22 protein-coding genes are annotated in these 18860 nt (G+C 65.5%); 11 read left to right on the forward strand and 11 right to left on the reverse strand.

Features of this window, described 5'->3' with window-relative positions:
* Positions 1-246: 246 nt before the first annotated feature.
* Genes G6N59_RS29700 through merA form a run of 3 tightly spaced genes read right to left on the reverse strand, consistent with a single transcriptional unit; the run spans position 247 to position 2641 of the window.
* Positions 247-537, reverse strand: a complete 291-nt coding sequence (locus tag G6N59_RS29700) for a mercuric ion transporter MerT (RefSeq protein WP_005148657.1) — start codon at positions 535-537, stop codon at positions 247-249.
* Between the two features lie 32 nt (positions 538-569).
* Positions 570-1211 carry an organomercurial lyase MerB gene (gene merB, locus G6N59_RS29705; RefSeq protein WP_005148656.1) on the reverse strand — a complete coding sequence of 214 codons (642 nt, stop codon included), beginning with the start codon at positions 1209-1211 and terminating at the stop codon, positions 570-572.
* A gap of 26 nt (positions 1212-1237) precedes the next feature.
* Positions 1238-2641 (reverse strand): mercury(II) reductase, encoded by a 1404-nt coding sequence (merA, locus tag G6N59_RS29710; RefSeq protein ID WP_005148655.1) that lies wholly within the window; start codon positions 2639-2641, stop codon positions 1238-1240.
* 56 nt (positions 2642-2697) lie between these two features.
* Between merA and G6N59_RS29715 the strand changes: the two genes are divergently transcribed.
* From G6N59_RS29715 to G6N59_RS29750, 8 genes are all read left to right on the forward strand, one after another.
* On the forward strand, positions 2698-3087 hold the full coding sequence (locus tag G6N59_RS29715) for a heavy metal-responsive transcriptional regulator (protein ID WP_005148625.1): 390 nt from the start codon (positions 2698-2700) through the stop codon (positions 3085-3087).
* Between the two features lie 138 nt (positions 3088-3225).
* Complete coding sequence (locus G6N59_RS29720; protein ID WP_079481877.1) at positions 3226-3867, forward strand: cadmium resistance transporter; 642 nt, start codon at positions 3226-3228, stop codon at positions 3865-3867.
* A gap of 770 nt (positions 3868-4637) precedes the next feature.
* The gene (locus tag G6N59_RS29725; protein WP_138230765.1) at positions 4638-4877 is read left to right on the forward strand and encodes a type II toxin-antitoxin system Phd/YefM family antitoxin; all 240 of its coding nucleotides are present in this window, start codon (positions 4638-4640) and stop codon (positions 4875-4877) included.
* Positions 4874-5263, forward strand: coding sequence for a type II toxin-antitoxin system VapC family toxin (locus tag G6N59_RS29730; protein ID WP_138230766.1), 390 nt, complete (start codon positions 4874-4876; stop codon positions 5261-5263). Before G6N59_RS29725 ends, G6N59_RS29730 begins: the two co-directional genes overlap by 4 nt.
* 17 nt (positions 5264-5280) lie before the next feature.
* Positions 5281-5565, forward strand: a complete 285-nt coding sequence (locus G6N59_RS29735) for a hypothetical protein (RefSeq protein ID WP_138230767.1) — start codon at positions 5281-5283, stop codon at positions 5563-5565.
* 193 nt (positions 5566-5758) lie between these two features.
* Entirely contained in the window at positions 5759-6946 is a 1188-nt protein-coding gene (locus G6N59_RS29740) for a helix-turn-helix domain-containing protein (RefSeq protein WP_138230768.1), read from the forward strand.
* Positions 6943-7518: a hypothetical protein gene (locus G6N59_RS29745; RefSeq protein WP_234884251.1), complete on the forward strand. Its 576-nt coding sequence runs from the start codon at positions 6943-6945 to the stop codon at positions 7516-7518. Before G6N59_RS29740 ends, G6N59_RS29745 begins: the two co-directional genes overlap by 4 nt.
* Before the next feature lie 37 nt (positions 7519-7555).
* The gene (locus G6N59_RS29750; RefSeq protein ID WP_138230769.1) at positions 7556-7798 is read left to right on the forward strand and encodes a hypothetical protein; all 243 of its coding nucleotides are present in this window, start codon (positions 7556-7558) and stop codon (positions 7796-7798) included.
* A gap of 56 nt (positions 7799-7854) precedes the next feature.
* Here G6N59_RS29750 and G6N59_RS29755 read toward each other — a convergent pair whose 3' ends face one another.
* Positions 7855-8136 carry a hypothetical protein gene (locus G6N59_RS29755; protein ID WP_138230770.1) on the reverse strand — a complete coding sequence of 94 codons (282 nt, stop codon included), beginning with the start codon at positions 8134-8136 and terminating at the stop codon, positions 7855-7857.
* A 197-nt stretch (positions 8137-8333) separates the two neighbouring features.
* On the opposite strand from G6N59_RS29755, the gene G6N59_RS29760 reads away from it, so the two are divergent.
* From G6N59_RS29760 to G6N59_RS29770, 3 genes are read left to right on the forward strand one after another with little or no spacing between them, the layout of a single operon-like run.
* Positions 8334-8687, forward strand: coding sequence for a hypothetical protein (locus tag G6N59_RS29760; protein ID WP_138230771.1), 354 nt, complete (start codon positions 8334-8336; stop codon positions 8685-8687).
* 41 nt (positions 8688-8728) lie between these two features.
* A complete protein-coding gene (locus G6N59_RS29765) occupies positions 8729-8992 on the forward strand; it encodes a hypothetical protein (protein ID WP_138230772.1) in 264 nt (87 codons plus the stop codon).
* A gap of 49 nt (positions 8993-9041) precedes the next feature.
* Positions 9042-9755, forward strand: coding sequence for a DUF4226 domain-containing protein (locus G6N59_RS29770; protein WP_138230773.1), 714 nt, complete (start codon positions 9042-9044; stop codon positions 9753-9755).
* 133 nt (positions 9756-9888) lie between these two features.
* On the opposite strand, the gene G6N59_RS29775 is transcribed toward G6N59_RS29770, so the two are convergent.
* The 7 genes from G6N59_RS29775 to G6N59_RS29805 all read right to left on the reverse strand — a co-directional run bounded on the left by G6N59_RS29775 (position 9889) and on the right by G6N59_RS29805 (position 18859).
* Entirely contained in the window at positions 9889-15114 is a 5226-nt protein-coding gene (locus G6N59_RS29775; RefSeq protein ID WP_234884253.1) for a helicase-like domain-containing protein, read from the reverse strand.
* A 290-nt stretch (positions 15115-15404) separates the two neighbouring features.
* Complete coding sequence (locus tag G6N59_RS29780; protein ID WP_138230774.1) at positions 15405-16013, reverse strand: hypothetical protein; 609 nt, start codon at positions 16011-16013, stop codon at positions 15405-15407.
* A 185-nt stretch (positions 16014-16198) separates the two neighbouring features.
* Positions 16199-17170: a DNA-methyltransferase gene (locus G6N59_RS29785; RefSeq protein WP_138230775.1), complete on the reverse strand. Its 972-nt coding sequence runs from the start codon at positions 17168-17170 to the stop codon at positions 16199-16201.
* Between the two features lie 133 nt (positions 17171-17303).
* Positions 17304-17690 carry a hypothetical protein gene (locus G6N59_RS29790; RefSeq protein ID WP_138230776.1) on the reverse strand — a complete coding sequence of 129 codons (387 nt, stop codon included), beginning with the start codon at positions 17688-17690 and terminating at the stop codon, positions 17304-17306.
* Positions 17690-18265: a hypothetical protein gene (locus G6N59_RS29795; protein WP_138230777.1), complete on the reverse strand. Its 576-nt coding sequence runs from the start codon at positions 18263-18265 to the stop codon at positions 17690-17692. The genes G6N59_RS29790 and G6N59_RS29795 overlap by 1 nt, the downstream gene beginning before the upstream one ends.
* Positions 18262-18516: a hypothetical protein gene (locus tag G6N59_RS29800; RefSeq protein ID WP_138230778.1), complete on the reverse strand. Its 255-nt coding sequence runs from the start codon at positions 18514-18516 to the stop codon at positions 18262-18264. The genes G6N59_RS29795 and G6N59_RS29800 overlap by 4 nt, the downstream gene beginning before the upstream one ends.
* Positions 18517-18535: 19 nt before the next feature.
* Positions 18536-18859 (reverse strand): hypothetical protein, encoded by a 324-nt coding sequence (locus tag G6N59_RS29805; protein ID WP_138230779.1) that lies wholly within the window; start codon positions 18857-18859, stop codon positions 18536-18538.
* Position 18860: the final 1 nt, after the last annotated feature.

Genomic DNA, 18860 nt, shown 5'->3' on the forward strand with positions numbered 1-18860 from the left:
TACCCCGGTGCACAACACTCAACTTCGCGCCACGCCGCAAGAAACCATACGATTTTCTGGCCCTCATACCCTAAAAGGGTACATGTCCCCTTGGATATTTGCGCAGATCAACACGCATAAATGGCGAATATTTAGAATTTAACCCCAGATAAACGTGGGGCCGATTGGCCGCACGCGGTCAGCGCGCCCGCTGCCAGCATCACAGCCGTAACGCCCGCCCACCTGTGGGGTGTAAACGAACGCGTTTCAGACATTGTCGATGCTTCCTTTCGTCAGGTCGTCGAGCGTGTGCGTCGCGGGTGAATGGCTGTCGGCGGGACAGCAGTGATCGCCGCGTTGACCGCGGCGGGCGAAGGCGACCACAGCCGCCAGCAGCAGCGCGACGGCTGCCCCGATGACCCATGGATTCTCGAGCAGTCCACACACGGCGGCGAGCGCGCCGCCGGCGATCAGGACTGGCGCGGCGCAACACAGGGCCGTCACCAGCACCGCTGCCGCACCCAGCAGCACGGGATTTCTTCGTGGACGTTGATTCATTGATTTCTCCTCATCAGGTTGGGTGCGGCTGGTCAGCTGCAGCAGCCGGGGTGGGCAGTTGGCGGGGTATGGAGCTGGGTAAGGATTTGTGTGGTCAGGGCTGCGCCGAGTTGGTGGGCCTCAGCGACGCTGACGATCTGACCTTCGGGGTGCTCGGCGAGCCACGGCGCGGCGTCCTGCGCGCAGGTGAAGTAGTGCACCTGGTTGCAGAATGAGGACCGGATCGAGGTGAGGTCGTCGGGGTTGACCAGCGAGACCACCGCGGTCTCGGGCTGCACGCTGGTGACACCGTTTTCGCCGACCGAGACCCTGATCGGGTGCCCGCTGACGGGTGATTCGGATTCGATGCTGGCGGGCCGGTCCAGGATGGTGGGAAAGATGAGGGTGTCCAGGGCGCACCAGGTGTAGAGCTCTTGGCCGGCCACGGTGAATCGGTGGCGGGTCGGGCGCAGGGTCAGGCCCTGGCCGACGATGCGGCCCTGCTCGTCGTATTCGGTGTCGGGTACCGCGGCCAGACGCCGGGTCACCTCGTCAACCGGGAGGCCGACGGCCGCGGCGAGCGCCTCCACGGTGACCGGCTCGCCGGCGGCGAGCAGCCGCAGCAACGGCACCAGCATCGTCGGGTCGAGCCCGGACTCTTCCGGAATGGTCAGGCGGTCAAGGAAATTGGGCATCAGGAACCTTTCGAGTGAGCCATGCGTCAGGATGCGCAGCAGGACAGTCGGGACATATCGGCGCTGAAGGACTGGGCGGCGATTTTGATGCCTTCGGCCATGGTCAGATACGGGGCCCAGGACCCGGCGACCTGGTCGACGGTCATCGCGGCGTCGAGGATGTAGACCGCGGCGGCGGCGATCTCGCCAGCATCCTTGGCGACGGCGGTGATGCCGTGGATGCGGCCGGTGCCGGCGTCGGCGACGAGTTTGATGAAACCGCGGGTGTCTCGGTTGACCACCGCACGCGGCACATGTTTTAGCGGCAGCACCCGGCAGTCGCACCGTGTCCCGGCGGCGAGGAGCTCGGCCTCGGTCGTCCCGGCCGCACCGACCGCGGGGCTGGTGAACGTCACGCGGGGCAGATGGCGGTAGTCGACCCTGCGGCCGGCGTCGGTGAAGATGTTGTCGGCGACCATCGCGCCGTGATGGGCGGCGACGTAGACGAACTCGCGGTGCCCGGTCACGTCGCCGGCCGCCCAGATCCGTGGGTTCGACGACTGCAGCCCGTCGCTCACCACGACCTCGTTGTTCTCGCCGGTTTTGACCTGCACCGCTTCGAGATTCAGGCCGTCGGTGTTCGGACGGCGGCCGGTGGCGACGAGGACTTTCGCGGCACGGAACTGCTGCGTTCCGCCGGTGATGGTCGCGGTGACCGTGACCTGATCGTCGGCCTGCTCGACCTCGCTCACCGTGGCGCGGCGCACCACCCGGATGCCGTCGTCGGCGAACACCTCCAGCAGCGCCATGCCGACTTCCGGCTCTTCCTTCGATGCCAGCGTGGAGCGGACCAGCACCGTCACCGTTGACCCGAGCCGGGCGAACAGTTGCGCCTGCTCCAACGCGACGTAGCCGCCGCCGATCACCAGCAGCGACTCCGGGACCTCGGTGACTTCCATCGCGGTGGTCGAGGTCAGGTAGGCGACGCCCTCGAATGCGGGCGGGATGACTGGGTTCGCGCCGGTGGCGATCAGGTAGTGCTCGGCCTCGATGGTGGCATCGCCGACCTCGATGACGGGCGCGTCCGGGGTTCCGGCGAACCGCGCTTGGCCCTGAATGCGCTGCCAGCCATACGATTCGGCCACGTTGAGGTACTTCTCTGAGCGCAGCGACTCCACCAGATCGTGCGTGCCGGCGATCAGGGCCGCCATGTCCACCGGGCCGGCCGTGGTGGCGATCCCCGGGAACCGGGCAGTGTCGGCTGCGGTATGCCGGGCCTCGGCCGCTGCGATCAGGGCCTTTGACGGCACGCAGCCGGTGTTGACACACGTGCCACCGAAGATGCCGCGCTCGATCATGACGACGGACTTGCCGAGCGCGGTAGCGCGGATCGCCGCGGCCATCGCCGCGCCGCCGGAACCGATGACCGCGAGGTCCAATCCCTGACTCATGCACCCATCCTTGACCTTCAAGTAGGCTTGAAGGTCAAGTGTTCTGAGGAGACATCGTGAGAATCGGGAAGCTCGCCGAGGCGACCGGGGCCACCACCGCGACGCTGCGCTACTACGAAGACGAAGGCCTGCTCCCGCCCGCCGAACGTTCCCCGGCGGGGTATCGCGACTATGCCGCCGACACGATCGCCCGGGTCGGCTTCATCCGACGGGGACAGGCCGCCGGGTTCAGCCTCGCCCAGATTCGGCAGATCCTCGACATCCGTGACAGCGGCCACGCGCCGTGCACGCACGTGCGCGACCTGCTCGACATCCGACTGACCGACCTCGACGAGCAGATCAGCGCACTGGTGGCACTGCGCGAGACCATCGCCCGGCTGCGGCAGGGCGCCGAAAGCGTCGACCCGGAATCATGCAGCGCCGATGACGTATGTCGATACCTCTAGGAGCCACCTCCGTGGCACCGGAGGCATGTATTTCGTCAAGTCCGTTGACCCCGGCAGTCGTCATGAATTTCCGCCCCACTGGAGGTCGTTGGTGCGCGGGAGCGCGGGGCCTGCTGAGCAGTAGGCTCACCCGATGCGGTGGGATTTCACTCGAAGCTGGTCGCATTGGCCGTGCTGAGCCCAGCCACACTCGTTCAGGCGATCGCCACCTTCGCCATCACCAATATCGACGACATCGTGGTCCTCGCGGTGATGTTCGGCCAGGCGCCCGGTCATCGTGGCGCAGCCATCCGAGTGACCGCCGGTCAGTACCTCGGCTTCACCGCCATCTTGGCAGTTTCGGTCGGCGGCGCACTCCTGGGTGCCACGCTGCTTCCTCCAGCCGCACTGCCGTACTTCGGGCTGCTGCCCATCGTGTTGGGGCTGCGGGCGGCATGGCTGGCCTGGCGGGATCGCCGCACCCAACCGGCGCCGACCGATGATCCCGCAACACTGTTGACGCCTGGCACCTGGCAGGTCGCAGTCATCACCTTCGCCAACGGCGGCGACAACATCGGCGTGTACGTTCCGATCTTCGCCGTCTCAACGATCGCCACCATCGGTGTTTACATCATCGTGTTCCTCATCGGTGTGGCCATCTGGTGCGCGGCCGGCCGATATTTCGCCTCCCACCCGATCATCGCCAAAGCACTCTCACGCTGGGGCCACATCGTTCTGCCCGTTGCACTGATCACAATCGGGGCCCTCATCCTCATCAAAGGCGGAGCGTTCGCCCTCTAGCTCGGAGCAACTTCACCACTCAGGGCCAGGAGGCGCTCCTGCATCGGCATGTGTTGGCGTTCAACCACTTTGGTGATGTCCCGGCCCGTATCCGCTATGACAATCTAAAACGGGCGGTGGCCAAGGTGCTCAAAGGCCGCAGCCGGCACCCGAACTACCAACACGAGCGAGCGCACCACAGAATCATGATCGTGTGTCACGAGAGACACGATCACAGTAGTTATACCGAAGACGTACCCGAGCCAACGGAATCGACAGGAGACCATTCCGGCTACCCTGCTGCGCTCGCAGCCGGGCGCGGAAGCAGGGTAGCCCCAGATTCAATGAGAAACGTCGCGATCGAAATTCTCATCCAATCTGGGGCAATGCAGGTCAGACTAGTAAATGTGCCCCAGATTCAATGAGAACGGACAGTTGAGGGTTAGTCGCGGCGGTGCGGATGGCTGGGCTGCCATCCGGTCGACGGAACGAATCTCACCACGAGACAGGTGCCCAGAACGACTGTGGGCCCAAAATCTAGATATGCGGACACGACGCGGTGCTCGGTTCAGGCGCGAGCCAACTCGACAGCAGCTCCCGAGCAGGCACCCGCAAATTGAGAAGGTGCTCGATAAATTGAGAAACGACAGTGGCGTCTAGGTATTACATGCGGCGCCTGCGTTGTCAGTTAACTAGTTAGCTCAGCTACCGATAATAGATATTATGTCGCCTTCCGCTAGCGGCGCTAGTCCGTCTAGCGTGAATAGCGCGCCCTGTGCTAGCCTGACGGCATGGACAACGCCGTCAGCAGCACGGAAGCCAAGAACAGGTTCAACGCGATCCTCGGTGATGTCACACGCACCGGCGAGTCGGTGATCATCACCAACCACGGCCGTCCCGTCGCAAAGCTGGTGCCCATCAATCCGGTCGCACGCACCTTCGGCCAATTGCCAAATATGCTGATACCGGACGACTTTGACGATGCTCTGCCTGATTCCGAGCTGGACGCATGGGACGGCTCCGCCTCGTGAACGTGCTGGTTGACACCCATACGCTGCTCTGGCTGGTGAGCTCACCCAAGCAGGTCGACCCATCAGCACTGGAAGTACTGTCCGACCCGGACACTACGGTGCACGTGACCGCTGCCTCAGCCTGGGAAATCGCGATCAAGACCCGGCTCGGCAAGATCGCCGGTGAACCCCTTCTGTCGGCCTGGTCAGAGATCATGACCAACATGAGCATCACCGAGCTACCGATCGACGCAGCTGACGCTATCTTGGCCGGCAGACTCCCCTGGGCCCACCGGGACCCTTTCGACCGCGTCATCGTCGCCCAGGCGCTGCGCCGCAATCTCAGTATCGCCACCCGCGACAGCAAGATCATCGCCGCCGCCCTCACCCCCACCTTTCACGCTTGAAAAGAAAGTCCACAACCATGAGCGAGCTGCACGCAACAGCCGAATCTCTTGCCGCCGAACTCTATTCACGGGGGTGGACGGCCCACGCGAATGACGATGCCGCTGACGAGAACGGCTATGCCGGGGTGTGTGAGATTGACGAAGACGAGCACGGCCGCGCTGTCGACCTCAACGTGTTCTTCGATACGTTCGAACCCGCCTCGTGGGTCATTGGAGCCACGACCCACCACGCCGAATCGGGGATGAGCGCGGCAGCCCTTGCCGATCGCATCGTCGCGAGTATTGAGCGCGACGCCCTATGAGCGGCCAGTTCAACGACGGGTCAACGTTTTTCGCGGCGTGGACATCGGCAGTGAAGCGTTCAGTACGGGGATGAAATCTCGAAGGGTTTGGTGCGCCAACGAGTTCGCCAACAAAGCGCGACGGTAAACTATTAGTTTACAGTAGTGGGAACTGTTAGTAGACACAGCTTGAGGTAAGCGCCATACTGGCGGCATGGCCACCACCACAACCCGCCTCGGTGCCCTCATCGACCGATACAAAGCCGCGCACGGTGTCGCTGATACCGAATTGGCGCGGCGCATCGGCGTCACCCGGCGCGGGTTGAACAACTGGCGCACCGAGACGTTGCGGAACTTGCCGGACCTCGACAACCTCACTGCCATCGCGAGGGTCACCGGGCAGCCGTACCGGAACGTCCTGTCGGCCGCACTATTCGACAGCGGGTATCTGACTGAGACCAACATCGGCGATCCGCGACCCTACAGCGAAGTGCTGCAGGATGCCATCGCAGTTTTGACCGAGGCCGCGCATTTGACGAATCAGCCTATGCGGCAAACGAGTTCGGGCGATTGGGAACCGAACCCGGATCCCCGGGCCGCCCTGGCGATCGACTGGGCGGAGTTCGTCACTCACGCCCTGGCCGGCGCCGCGGCGAACGTTGGTGGCACGGAACGGATTCTCGCGGGACGCCCCGGCTCATGGGAGGCCGACGTGATCCGGCAGGCACTGACGGCCACGGTGGGCCCGGACGAATGGAATCTGTGGCGGCACCGGACCGAGCCGGTCAAGGTGACCCTGAATCCCGAACGCATTCTGTTTGACACGGACTCGTCGTCGTGGTTTGACGACCTCGACGCCGCCGAGGCGGAACTTTCGCGGCGAGAAGACGCGATCAATCCGGGACACGTCTACAGCTACCCCGGTCACGAACTGTCCGAGGAGATGCGACGCTACTACCTGGACCGGGGTGTCGAGGTCATTGACGGTCCTCCCCCGCCAGAACCGACGGCTGAAGAGATTGAGGCGGCGTTCGCTGCAGCCCGCGACGATCCTGACGGGTTCGCGTTCGCGGCGGACCCGGCCGAACAAGAGGCGCTCGATGCGATCGAGGCCCTCAGGGCCCAGCTCGAAGCCCTTCAGCGGCAGGAACTTGCCGAATATGGCGAGCGGCTTGCTGTTGCGGTCAGGGAGCAGCTGGAGGCCCTTGCGCTGCCCGTGCCGGTGATCGTGACGGTCGACCTGGACACCCCATGGGACAAGGCACCCGAGAGCATCTTGCGGGGGTGGGCTGTCGGCGCGATCGACACGGCGATCGCCGAGGGAATCGCCCGGGTCGCCACGCCCGATACGCTTCCGAGCACCCCGCTGGAGCGGGCCGAAGCGATGAGGACTCGAGAATGAATTCCGCGTGGCTGCGCAAATCGGCCGAGGGCTTGGTGGCCCGTGTACGAGACCGTGGCATGTCCTTGACGGTCACCGCGGCAGAGGCCTATGTGGCTGAACGTCACCAGGCCGCCGCCAAGCAGATCGGTGTCACCGAGCGCACGGCGCAGAAGTTTCTCGACAGCGACGCGCTCGACGAGCTCGCCGACCACCTGGTCGCCACCTTCGCCGATGAGGCACCCGGGGAGAACCTATTCGACCTCGCGCGGACCGCGCGCATCAGCGTTGCAAGTTTCGGTCGTCTGATCGCGGCGCTCGGCGAAGCGATCCAGTTTTTCGGAAGCTACGCACCGATCGACGAGGCCGACCGACAGTCACGGATTAGCGAGGTCGCCCAGCTTCTGTCATTGGCCGGCCTCATTCAGGCCGACCACACGGCCGGGCCGATCGCCGCTCCCCCAGCGCTGCTGTCCCGGATCGCGCGAACGCTGAATACGGTGGCTGATCTGACAGACAGCCCCGGTCTTTCGGCGGCCCTGCGTCGTGATGCGATGCGTGCCCGGGCCGGGGCCACGGCCGGTCCAAAATAGTGTTCAGAGCACTCGCGTGTGCCAATACGCTTGAAACATGGACAGAATCAGTCGAACTGAGCGAGATATAGATCGAGTCGAGCTCTCCGCGCGGCGATTGCGCGTCGCGCTCCCGGCCGTGCGCATCGACGACGTTTTGCAGCGGATCGCATCCCAGCGTTTGTTCAATCAGGACTACGGCCAGCTCGCGACTGCGGAGCTTTCGATCCATAGGGTCTTGCAGGGGGTTGTCGAAGACCTCGTGGGCCGTGCCGGGCTCGCTCAGGGAAAAGCTAACTAGGATTGCGCGAATCTGGTTGCGGCGCAATGATGGCCGAACCGGTCTGCGAGTGCTGTTCAGAGCCCGGGCAGCTCGTGGCCTTCGGCAAGAGACTGGTCACGTGAGGGCTTGGGCAGTGACCGTTGCAGGTCTCCGGTGATCGAGCGGGCTTGCCTGATGCACTGCCGTGCCAGCGATTTTTGCTCGGGTGTGCTGTCCGGGTTGGTCAGGACGGCGAGGGCCTTGTCGCGGGCACTGGCGGCGTAGCGGTCACGGTCCTGCGGCCCAGCGGACAGCGCCCGCGTGATTGCGCCGCGAGCCGCGTCCAATGAGTCAGAGAACGATTCAGGCGATGTCATAGGCACATGCATAGCGGTCGCCGCATTGAAATATCCATCAACACAGGTGGATTCACCACAAGTCAGCACGCGCTGCCGCCGCGGGAACCAACGGTGCCATGGGTGAATGTGGCTGCGTTGATGGACCGCAGGCCTGGCGTGCTTCTAACGTCACACGCATCGATTGATCACAAATGATGTTGGGATGGGGGCCGCAGATGACCATGGCATTCGGTGGTGCCGTCGGCTCGGACGACCGGTGCCGAGCGACACTCGAGGCGTTTATCGGGACGCCTGTCGAGGTCGCCGGTCCAGGGGTTCTGCGCGCGCAGTTGAGTAGCGGCGACATGATCGGCGTCTGCGCACTCGATACCGCGGGCCGGCCCACCGCGTCGACAGCTGATGCCATCGCAGGCTGGAGGGCGTATCTGCTGGCGCGTGCGGGCAGCCAACTGCGTTTCCGGGCTCAAAGCGAGGTCTACCGCTCCGACGTCGGAGCAATTCTGGACGCGGTGTCCGGTGTCCTCAATCCGCCCACTCCCCGACCGCATCTGGTGACCGCCGCCGTTTAGGGCGGTGTCCAATAAGGCTCGCGGACAGGGGTTTCGAAAGCATGAGTGCCAAGATCGTGCGCGAAGGTGAGCACATCCAGCACACGGACGGTGTGGTGGTGATCGCCGGTGAGTTCAGCCGCGCTGTGACCGCCCGTTGCGAAACCTGTCCATCGGCCGTGCCGCTTCGGCTGATTGCTGACGAGCCGATCGCCGATAGCGAGTGCGACGCACTGCTGACCACCTACCTGGAGTCCCTCGGCTGGGACTGCCCCGCCGCCGGCGACATATGCCCGCTTTGCGCGGCGACTCATACCGCGAGGTAGTTGGGTACGCCGCTTGGCGACCGCGTGAGTTGCGCACTATCGTCGGGTTGTGGGGTTCTGGGAAGACCAGGTGGCCGAGTTATCACGCGGCATCGGCGTATTGCTGGGTGAGGACCGCCCAGGGGGCGGCGCGCCCGGCCCGAGCCCGGCGCCGGTGCCGTCAGATCAGCTTGGCCCTCCCCCGCTGGGTTATGAGCCCCCCAAGCCGACACCACCACCGAACGCCGACGGTTCATTGAGCCGTGGTGCCCTCGACGACCTGCACGGGACTTCCGACGCCCCGCATCCGATGCCTGAGCTGAGGCCGCCGGGTGCGCTGGGGCCGTACGGATACGACGAGATCGCTCCCGGCGTGTGGGTCCCACACAACAGCGTGGACGGGCAGCACTACGCCCCTGGAACCGTACTTCCTGCGGGCGATCAACGCGGCGCGGCGGCCACGGCCGCAACGGAAGCTGACGCTCGCCTGCGCGCCGCTCACGACAAGCGGGTCAGAGCCGACGACGCGGTGCTCAGGACGGTGACGCAGGCTCACACCTCAGCGCAGGAGGCCCATATGAAGCTGCGGACCGTGAGGGCACAGCTTCAGGACGGGGTGCGTGCGCTGGCGCCCGGCTTGAAGAGCGCGTCGGGCCAGGAGCAGATGGCAGAGTTCGTTCACGGGAAGGCCAGCGAGGTACTGGCCATTGCGCGGCAAGCGCAGCAGTCGGCACAGTCCTCGGCGGCCTCGTTGGACGCGGCAGCCGGCGGCTACGAGGTCTAAGCGGGCTGCCCGGCAGCGATGTTCCGGCCTGCCGCCGCACACGACACGCTGGCATCCGCAGCACAGAACGCAGTGAGTGGTGTGGTGTTGCGGGGAGAATTTTTACCCCGCAACACCACACCACCACACCGGTTTAGAGGTCATGGCCGGGCGTTTCCGGGCCACGACCAAGGTCGTGGTCGCGGGTTTCAAGGCGCATCCGTTCCCTGGTTCTGATGGCGCGGCGCAGTGCGTCGGCGGTGGGGAAACCGCTTTCCTCCAGCACTTCTGGTGTCGGGTTGAGCAACAGGGACCAGCCGGGTTTGCGGCCACGTGCCTCCATGCGCTGTTGGGCTGCCGCCGCGCGTGCCTTGGCCTCCGGTGAGTCGGCTGCCATGCGCAGCTCAAGGGTGAGGGTGCTGAGTTCGGCTTTGGCGTCGCTAAGTTCGGCCGCGTGCTCGAAGGGCTGCGGTGGGTTGTCGAGCAGGTCCTCGAGGACGGCTTGGTCGCGGGCCAGGTCACGTTGGATGCGCAGCTGGTGCTCGGGCAGGCCGTTGTAGAGGTTTTCGACCCTGCGTAGCAGTCCGAGTTGCTTGGGGCCGTTGACGTCGGCGCCGAGTCCTGATCCGGTGGACATCAGTTCGAGGCCGTCGATGTCGGTGGTGCGGGAAGCAACGGCGAGGCGGATGAGCAGTTGGTCGTTGGCCAGGTCGCGGGCGGTGAGGAGTTCGAGGCCGTTGATGCTGACCCCGAGTGGTTCGTAACGGCTGGCGCCGCGGTCTTTTCCTGCCGCGTAGGCGCGGCGGCACGCTTCGGCAAGGGCTTGGGCGGCCGGGGGCCGTTCGGTGTAGGTGTTGGTACCGATCTGGATGCGTGGCGGGCCGCCGGCTTCGATGCGCTTGTCTGCGGCGGCAGCGATCGGTGCGAGGTCTTCGATGGCCTTCTGGGTCTTGGGGATTGAGCTTTCGAGGGTGCGCACCTGCCAGTCGCGGCTGCGGGTCGATTGGTCGTGGGCGCGTTGCAGGGCGCTGAGGCGTTTGACCTTGTCGTCGAGCTCGACTTGACGGACGTATCGTGGGTCTCCGGTGGCGATGGCTTTGGTTTCGGCGGCGGCGCTACCGATGTCTCCTCCGGGGTGGTCTTCGATGTCGTCGATTTCGGTGTCGGTGACATCGTTGCGCTGCATCTGCTCGATGAACAGGGCCTTGGCTTGGATGCGCTGCCACATGACCGTGTCGTAGGTCGATTCGGTGACGAACGTGAAAATGCTGATGCCGTCCAGGTTTTGGTTACCCTGGCGGCGGATGCGTCCTTCGCGCTGTTCCAAATCACACGGCCGGTGAGGGACATCGAGGTGGTAGAGCGCGGCGGCGCGCGCTTGGATGTTCACGCCGGTGCCCATCTTCTCGGTGCTACCAACCAATACGGAGACATCGCCCCTATTGCATTGCGCGAAAAGGGATTTCATCTCTTGCGGGTTGCGGGCTTCGTGCACGAACCGGATTCTGTCGGCGGGCATGCCCCGGGCGATGAGTTCGTCTTTGAGGCTCTGGTAGATGGTGAATTGGCCAGGTTTTTGGGACGGGGTGCCGCGGTCGCAGAACACGATCTGCAGTGCGCCTGTGCCTGCGGGCAGCCCGGTCTCGGGGTGGGTGTATTCGCGGTCGGCGTAGCGGCGGTCGATGTCGATCATGAGTTCGGCGGCGGCGGCCGAGCGGCTGCGTTTGGGCGCGGGCAGGTGCGCCAGCCGGGGATCGAGGGAGACGTTGCGGCCATCGGTGCTGATTTTGAGCGGGTTGTCTCGGCGCGGGTTGCGCGGGTCGAGGCTTTCCAGTCGGTGCCCGAGGTCGGCGATGAAGTCTTTGACTTCGAGGTCGGGTTCGAGCTTGATGACCTGCCGCTGACCGGTGATCAGCGGAGGCAGTTGGACGGGCACCATGTCGCGGGTCACGACGTCGGTGAACGTCGATGACAAGGCAACCAGTTCAGGGAGATTGGTGAATTTCCCGACTCGGGTGACCGGTCGCATGCGGGTGGCCGTGGTGTTGACTTCGATGCTGGTTGTGGTGGTGGTGAACGCCGCTCCCCAGTCCCCCAGGTCGTAGACACCAGCGTCTTTGAGGATGTCGGGCCTCAAATACTGCTGCATGACCCACAATTCGCCCAAGCTGTTGGCGATCGGGGTTCCGGTCGCGAAGCTGGCGACGCGTTCCACGACGCGATGTTCGGGGATGCCTTTGGACAGGGCCTCATCGTGGCGGCGTTGCCGCAGCATCAGCAGTTTGAGGGCCAGGTCTTCGGATCTCTGCGAACCTTTGGCGTACGACAGTTCTTCGATATTGCATTGGCGGGCAAGGTTTTTGTAGTTGTGCGCCTCGTCCACTAGCAAGTAGTCGCACCCGGTTTCCTCGAACCGCATGCCCCGGTCTTTGGATGCGGCTGCCTGCAGGTTCTCCAGGCGGGTGCGGGCGTTCTTGATGGCCAGTTCGATACGTTTTTTGCTGCGGTCGCTGGTGGCGTGGTCGAGTTGGGTGCGCAGTGCATCGAGTTGGTTTTCGATGTAGTCCAGGCGCATCTCTTTGGAGACGTTGATCTTGACGAAGGCCGATTCGGGGATGATCACCAAGTCCCATTCGCTGGAGGCGGTTTGGGCGATGAAGCGGCGGCGTCCGTCTTCGGTGGTCGCGGCCGCGCCGACCAGCACTCGGGCGGCCGGATACCACTGCAGGGCTTCGCGACCGGCTTGCTCGATGATGGAGTTGGGCACTACCAGCCAGGGCTGGCGGGTAAGGCCGAGGCGGCGCAGCTCCATCGCGGCGGCGAACATGGTCCCGGATTTTCCGGCACCGACAACATGCGAGATGAGCGTCGATGGCTCGGAGACGATGCGGGCCACGGCATTTCGCTGATAGTAGTGCGGGGTGTACCGATTGGACATGCCGGGGAATTGCAGGTGCGAGCCGTCATAGACCGGTGCCCGCAGCGAGTTGAACCGTCGGTTGTATTCGGCCACGAGATGGTCGGTGCGCTGCGGGTCGCTCCAGAGCCAGCGGGCGAATTCTTCGTTGATCCGGGTCATCTTGGCCTGGGCGGCGAACGTCGCCTGGGGCACCAGGACACCATCGTCATCGGTGACGACGACCGACTTGGAGTTGCACGCCGCCTCCAGGAGGCTGACCGCGTCGAATCCTTTTTGGTCCAAGCCGAATTCGTCGCACATCAACCGGCCGTGGCGCTTGTGCGACGGGACTTCGACCACCCAGCGGCCGCCGAGGTGTTCGGCCGTGACGTCGGTGACGCCGAAGGTTTTCTCCGCGAACGCGGCCACCAGCGCCGCCGGTATCCATGGCGCTCCGGCCCGGACGCTGATGTCTTCGGCCTGGCGCTGCGGCGGCATGGCCGCCTGGAGCGCGCGGACGTAGCCGTTGTAGGCGGGGTTGGTTTCGGCGGCCGCGAGCGCCGCGGTGAGCTTGGTGCGCACGTTGCCCGACAGGGCGGTGGTCGCCGGCACCAATTCCTCGGGGTCGTGCACGCTCGGGTAGACCAGTCCGTGGAGTAGGTCGCGGGCATCGGCGATGTCCACGCCCAGCAGCGAGGCGATCAGTTCGACGTCGACGCGCTGGGTGCGGTCCATGCTCATCGCGAGCGCCTCTTCGGGCGTATCGGCGGTGGTGCGCTCGATCGGGGCGATCAGGACATCGGTGGAGAAGATGGCGGCTTTGGTGGCGGTGCCGGTGTCCTCGTCGAAAATCTCCAGGGAGGCAACGCGTCCCCATCCGGGGTCGTATCGCATGCCGCCATCGAGGTGGCGGCGGCGCATGACCGGGCTGAGCGGTTTGGAGGCCTGTTCTTCCCATTGGGCGGCAAGGTCCTCGGGGACCGCGCCGCGGTAGGGGCGCCCGGGGGTGCCTTCGTCTTCGCGCCACTCTTTTTCCAGCTTGGCGAGGCGGTCATCGTGTTGCTTTTGGGTGAGGGTGCGCTGTACGAGGGTGAACCGGTTGATCGGGCCGTGACGGCGAACGTAGTTGTCGTACAGGGTGTTGAGGTGCCCGCGCAGCACGGCCCGGTCGGCGGCCGAGCGGCCGTCACGTTGGGCGGCGTTGAGGCTGACGGCGACATCGCGCAGCCCGATCAGCTCGCGCGTTTCTGCCACGAGGGTCTTGGGGGTCTTGGCGGGCTCCCAGCGGTCACCGGTCCAATGCTCGATGCGCTGATCGGCCTCGTTGTACCGCAGCGTGTAAAGGTCGGGCTCGCGTTTCCTGTTGGCCTCGGTGATCAAACCGGGATCGAAGACCTCGGGCGAGACGTCGGTGAGGTCGGCGGCGGTGGCGGTCAGGCCGTAGCCGCGCTGCACCGCGGCCCCGATCGCGGCGTGCAGGCGCTCGGCGAGCGCGTCGACGAGGTCGACGCCCGGGGTGGGGCGCACGGTCATCGACGGCGACCCGTGTAGCCCTCGTCCCAGTTCGATACTGCCCAGGACGTGATCGGGGTGCGAAGCGAAGAAGCTGTTGAGCGGCACGGTCTCGGCGGCGTCGGTGGTGTCGTCGATCAGGTCGTGGTCGACGGTGTTGACCCATGTCGGTAGCTCGGTGCGGGGTGGGGCGTCGGGGTCTTGGCGGCGCAGCACGAGCAGGTCGGTGACGACTTGGGTGCCGGCGACGCGGGAAAACGCGTTTGAGGGCAGGCGTACCGCGGTGATCAGGTCGGCGTATTCGGCGATGATCTTGCGTGCGGTGGTATTGGCCGCATCCATCGTGTACCGCGAGGTCAGGACCGCGACGTACCCGCCTGGAGCGGTGAGCGCGAGCGATTTGACGATGAAATGGTTGTGGATGTTCAGGCGTGCCGGGTTGTGGGCCGGGTCGGTGAGGGCGTAGCGGCCGAACGGGACATTGCCGACGGTCGCGGTGAACGAGGCCTCCGGGACGCGGGTCGTTTCGAAACCTTCGCTTCGCACCTGCGCTGACGGGTAGAGCAGCGCAGCGATGCCGGCGGTGATCGGATCGCTTTCCACGCCGACCATCACCGCATCGTCGGGTGCATGGGCGATGAAATTGCCGCTGCCGCAGCCGGGTTCGAGGACGCGTCCGCCGGAGAAACCTGCTTGCTGCAGCGCTTGCCAGATGACCTGAGACAGCGCGGGGTCGGTGTAGTGGGCGTTGAGAATCGAAGCTTCGGCGCTGCGGTACTGCTCTTTGGTCAGCGACTTCTGCAGTTGTTCGCGCTCGGCGGCGAAGTCGTCGTTGCGGAGGTCGAAAACCTGCGGTAAAGCGCCCCACCCGGACCAGGCGGCCAGGACACGCTGTTCGGGCAGCGTGGCTGGACGTGCGGCGGCCTGCAGAGTGTGCAGGAGCTCAAGAGCTGCGATGTTGGCGCGCACGCGGGCTTTCGGCCCGGACGGGACGAGGGTTTCGGTGCTGGCGGGAAAGTCGGTGGGGGTGAGGAATTCTTCAGCCGCGGGAGCGGGTGCCGGTTCGGCCTCGGCTACGGTGGCCGACTCGGCGGCGAGTTCCTCGACAGCGGCGGCCGGGGTCGTCTCGCCGGCGGGGGTGTCGACGGATGCGGCGGCGGGCGCGTCGCGTTGCGCTGGTGGTAGCGGGGTGCCGCCGGGGTCGATGGTGCGCGGGTCGGTGGGCTGGTCCAGGTCGTCGAACAGGGACCGCTGGGCCTCTACCGCTCGGGCAGGCCGTCCTCGCGTAGGTCGCGATACACCAGCTGCGCCAGCTCGTGGGCTTGGGGGCTGTCCGGGTCGGTCGGCGGTGCCAGTCCGTCCTCGGCTCGGCTGGCCAGCAGGTAGGCGGCTTTGATGCGGAACACCGCCGAGTACGCCGGGTCCGGCCACAGGTGGGCGGTCAGTTCCTCGAGGTCCTCGGTCGGCTCGGTGCGATAGTCCGGCCGGGTCCATCGTTGATCCCACGGCAGTTGACTGCGCGGCACCGGCGGCGTGTAGTCCTGGCCCAGTAGTGTCGGCGGCTCGTCGGGCTCCTCCGGGATCAGGCTGTAAAGCTCCTGGCTCAGCACGATTTCCTTCGCCTGCAGGCGTGCTGTGTTGTGCATCCCCACGGTGGTCATATAGTCCGGGTGTTGGCCCTTGTCCTGGGTCCATTGTTTGATCGTGGCCGCGGCCAGCTCCGCTGCCAGGTCGTCCACCTGGACGCTGATCCGGCTCGCTTCCTCGTCCAGGAAGTTCTGGCGTTGCTGCGGCTTCCATTCCGGTGGCAGTTGGAGCGGGCCGTCGTAGGTCTGCGCCACGATCTGCGCTATCTCTGGGCTCGTCACCGTCACCGTCCCCGTTGAATAAGTCAAAAAGATCCGTCTGGTTGGGATCTGTGCGCTTGACCATATTGTTCTCTCCTGGGTGATGGTGTCGGGGTCGGGGTAGCCCAAGGCGCGGCACAAGTTGCGCCAGCGCCGGTCGGCGCTGGCTTGTTGCCGGCGTGCGGCCCGGGCGGCGTCCGAGGGGCTCATGCGGGTCGCCGCCCGGTGGTGGGTCCCGCGAGGGAGTGTTCGGCGTCGAAGTCGATCGGGGCGTCGCGAAGCCGAGTACGCAGCGACATTTCGAGGTAGTCGGCGTTGATGTCGATGCCGATGTAGCGACGTCCGGTTCGCTGGGCTGCTAGTCCGGTGGTGCCGCTGCCGCTGAATGGGTCGAGCACGGTGCCGCCTGGTTTGCAGCCGGCCAGGATGCATTTTTGGGGTAGGGCAACGGGATACACGGCAAAGTGCTTTCCGGGGAACTTCCCTGCGGGGATGTCCCACACGTCGCCGGGATTGCCGCCAAGCGGGTGCAGGGAGCGGGTCTCGATACCGCCGGCACTGGGGTGGTCCTCGCGGTATCCGCTGCGTCCTTCGTGTCGTTCATGAAGGGACTGCTGCGGCTGGCGAATAGCATCGAGGTCGAACCAGTAGCGCGGCGATTTGGCAAACAGGAACAGGTACTCGTGGCGGCTAGCGAGGCGGTCGCTCACCGACTCGGGCAGCGCGTTGGTCTTGTGCCACACGATGTCGTTGCGCAGAATCCACCCGGTGTCCTGCAGCGCGAGTGCCACACGCCAGGGCAGGCCGAGCTTCTGCTTGGGACCGATGCCGGCGGTCGTATTGGACCGGCCCGGCATGACGCGGGGGCGTCCCCGGCCTGCAGTGGGCCCGGCTGAGGCGTCAGCGCGAGCGGAGTAGGTGTCGCCGAGGTTGAGCCACAGCGTTCCGTCCCGCGACAGGACACGGTGCAGTTCGGTGAACAGGGTGCGGAGGTTCTCGACGTACTCCCCTGGCGTGCGTTCCATTCCGTACTGGCCGTCAATTCCGTAGTCGCGCAGGTTGTAGTACGGCGGACTGGTGACGATGCAGTTGACCGATTCGTCGGGCAGGTCTCGGGCGCTGTCCAGGGCACGTCCGCAGTGAAGAGTGACAGTGCTGTCTTGGAAGTGCACGGTCATAGGGGCCCTCCGGCCGATCGGTCATGCGCTACGGGCGCGAGCCAGTGCGGGCCGGCGGAACCACTAGGTGTCGATGTAGGGCGAGACAGTCGGTGGTGGCCGTTCTCGCGCTCAGTGGCCGACGGCGGCGCTGTCATGGCATCGTTTCTGTGGTCCGGTCGCCGAATTCGTCGAGCGTGGTGAAGAGTTCGGCGGCCGCGTACCGGAATTCCGCGCACTGCATGTCTTTCCAGTGTTCGGCCACGGCGCGGACTCGGCCGTTGAGTGCCTGCGCCCGCCCGAGCGCGTGGAGAAGCTCACGGACCAACTCCGGTGCGGCAACGAGGAATTGCGCTGTGCGAGTTGAGCGTTCGCCAGGATCGTCGCACAGCAGCTCCGCGATCAGCGCGGTCCCGTTGTGGATGGTGGTGCGGTACCGGGCTTCGTCTAGTAACCACTGCCCTCCGATGATGCCGTCGAGCAGGAAGTTCGCGCGGTCGGTCACCGGGATCAGTGGTTGGGTTGCGGGCAAGCTGATCATCAGTTGTCCTCCGGTGCGGGTCGGGTGAACAGGTTGGGGTGTGGGGACAGTGCGGCGGCCGCGAGGTCGGCGTCGGTGAGTGTCGGCCAGATGGCCGCCTGGTGACCTCGGGTGTGCCAGGGGCAGGCCTGCCCTCCGTCTTTGATCGGGGCGTCGCAGACCAGGTCGTGGTGATACGGACAGCCGTTGGCGTAGCGGGCGACGGCCGCGCGCAGAGAGTGGTGTGCGGGGGTGCCGAGAACGATCGTGGAGGTGATCGTGTGGCAGTGCCATTCACCGGGGTGGACGCCGACGTCTGTCAATTCGTCTGCGATGGTGGCTAATTCGTCGTCCGTCAGGGGGTTCGCAGGCCGGTGAGTTGTCGTGGTTGCCCAGCGTGGCAGGTCGGCGTCCACCACGATGAGGGGGCGGCCGTCGGCGGCGGTGGGCAGGAATCGTAAGTGCCTGCCCACCGCCGCGATGCGGGCGCCACGATGCTCGACGAGGGCGTCGTCGCTTTGCTCGGTGAGGTAGAGCCAGCGCAGGCCGGCCGATAGAGCGGCGTCGAGGCTGGCGCGGGCCAACGTGGTGGTCATGGGCGTGTCTTCGTGGAGCGGGTGTTGTTGCGGCCCTTGGTGAATCGCCAAGCTAGATAGCCGCAGCCGAGGATGACGATGGCGGCCAGGCCGAGCTGCTCGACGAGGGCCCGTCCGCTGTACCAGCCGAGGGCACTGACGAACGTGTGCTCAAAGTGCTGGACCAGTCCCCCGCCGCTGCCGGCGTGGGTTGCGTGAGCCGGGTGTAGCGGCAGGGGGGCGGTGAGAGCGAGCAAGGTTGGCGGGGTCACTTGAGTGCCTTCAGCGTGGTTAGGCGGTGGTGATACGTGGCGGGAAGAGCGGTGTGGCAGGGACACAACCGGTTTGGGAGGCGTGGTGGTACGCGTCGGCGACGGCGAATCCGCGCAGCAGCCGCCGTCGGGTGGCTATGCGGTTGGTGCACACCGCTTGGTGGCCGCGCGGGTACTGACGTTGAACCGACACTGTTCCCACGAGGGCGTTGGCGGCCGACCCCGCGCCTTGCCGGCGGAGCTCGGCGGCGGCGGCGGCGCTCTTGCGGGAGTGTGCGCGCCCTCTCCCCTGTTCGCCGGTGGCGATCAGGGGAGAGTCGGTGCAGGCCGTTGAGATCGCCATT

It is taken from the genome of Mycolicibacterium aubagnense (assembly GCF_010730955.1).
Classification (GTDB): domain Bacteria; phylum Actinomycetota; class Actinomycetes; order Mycobacteriales; family Mycobacteriaceae; genus Mycobacterium; species Mycobacterium aubagnense.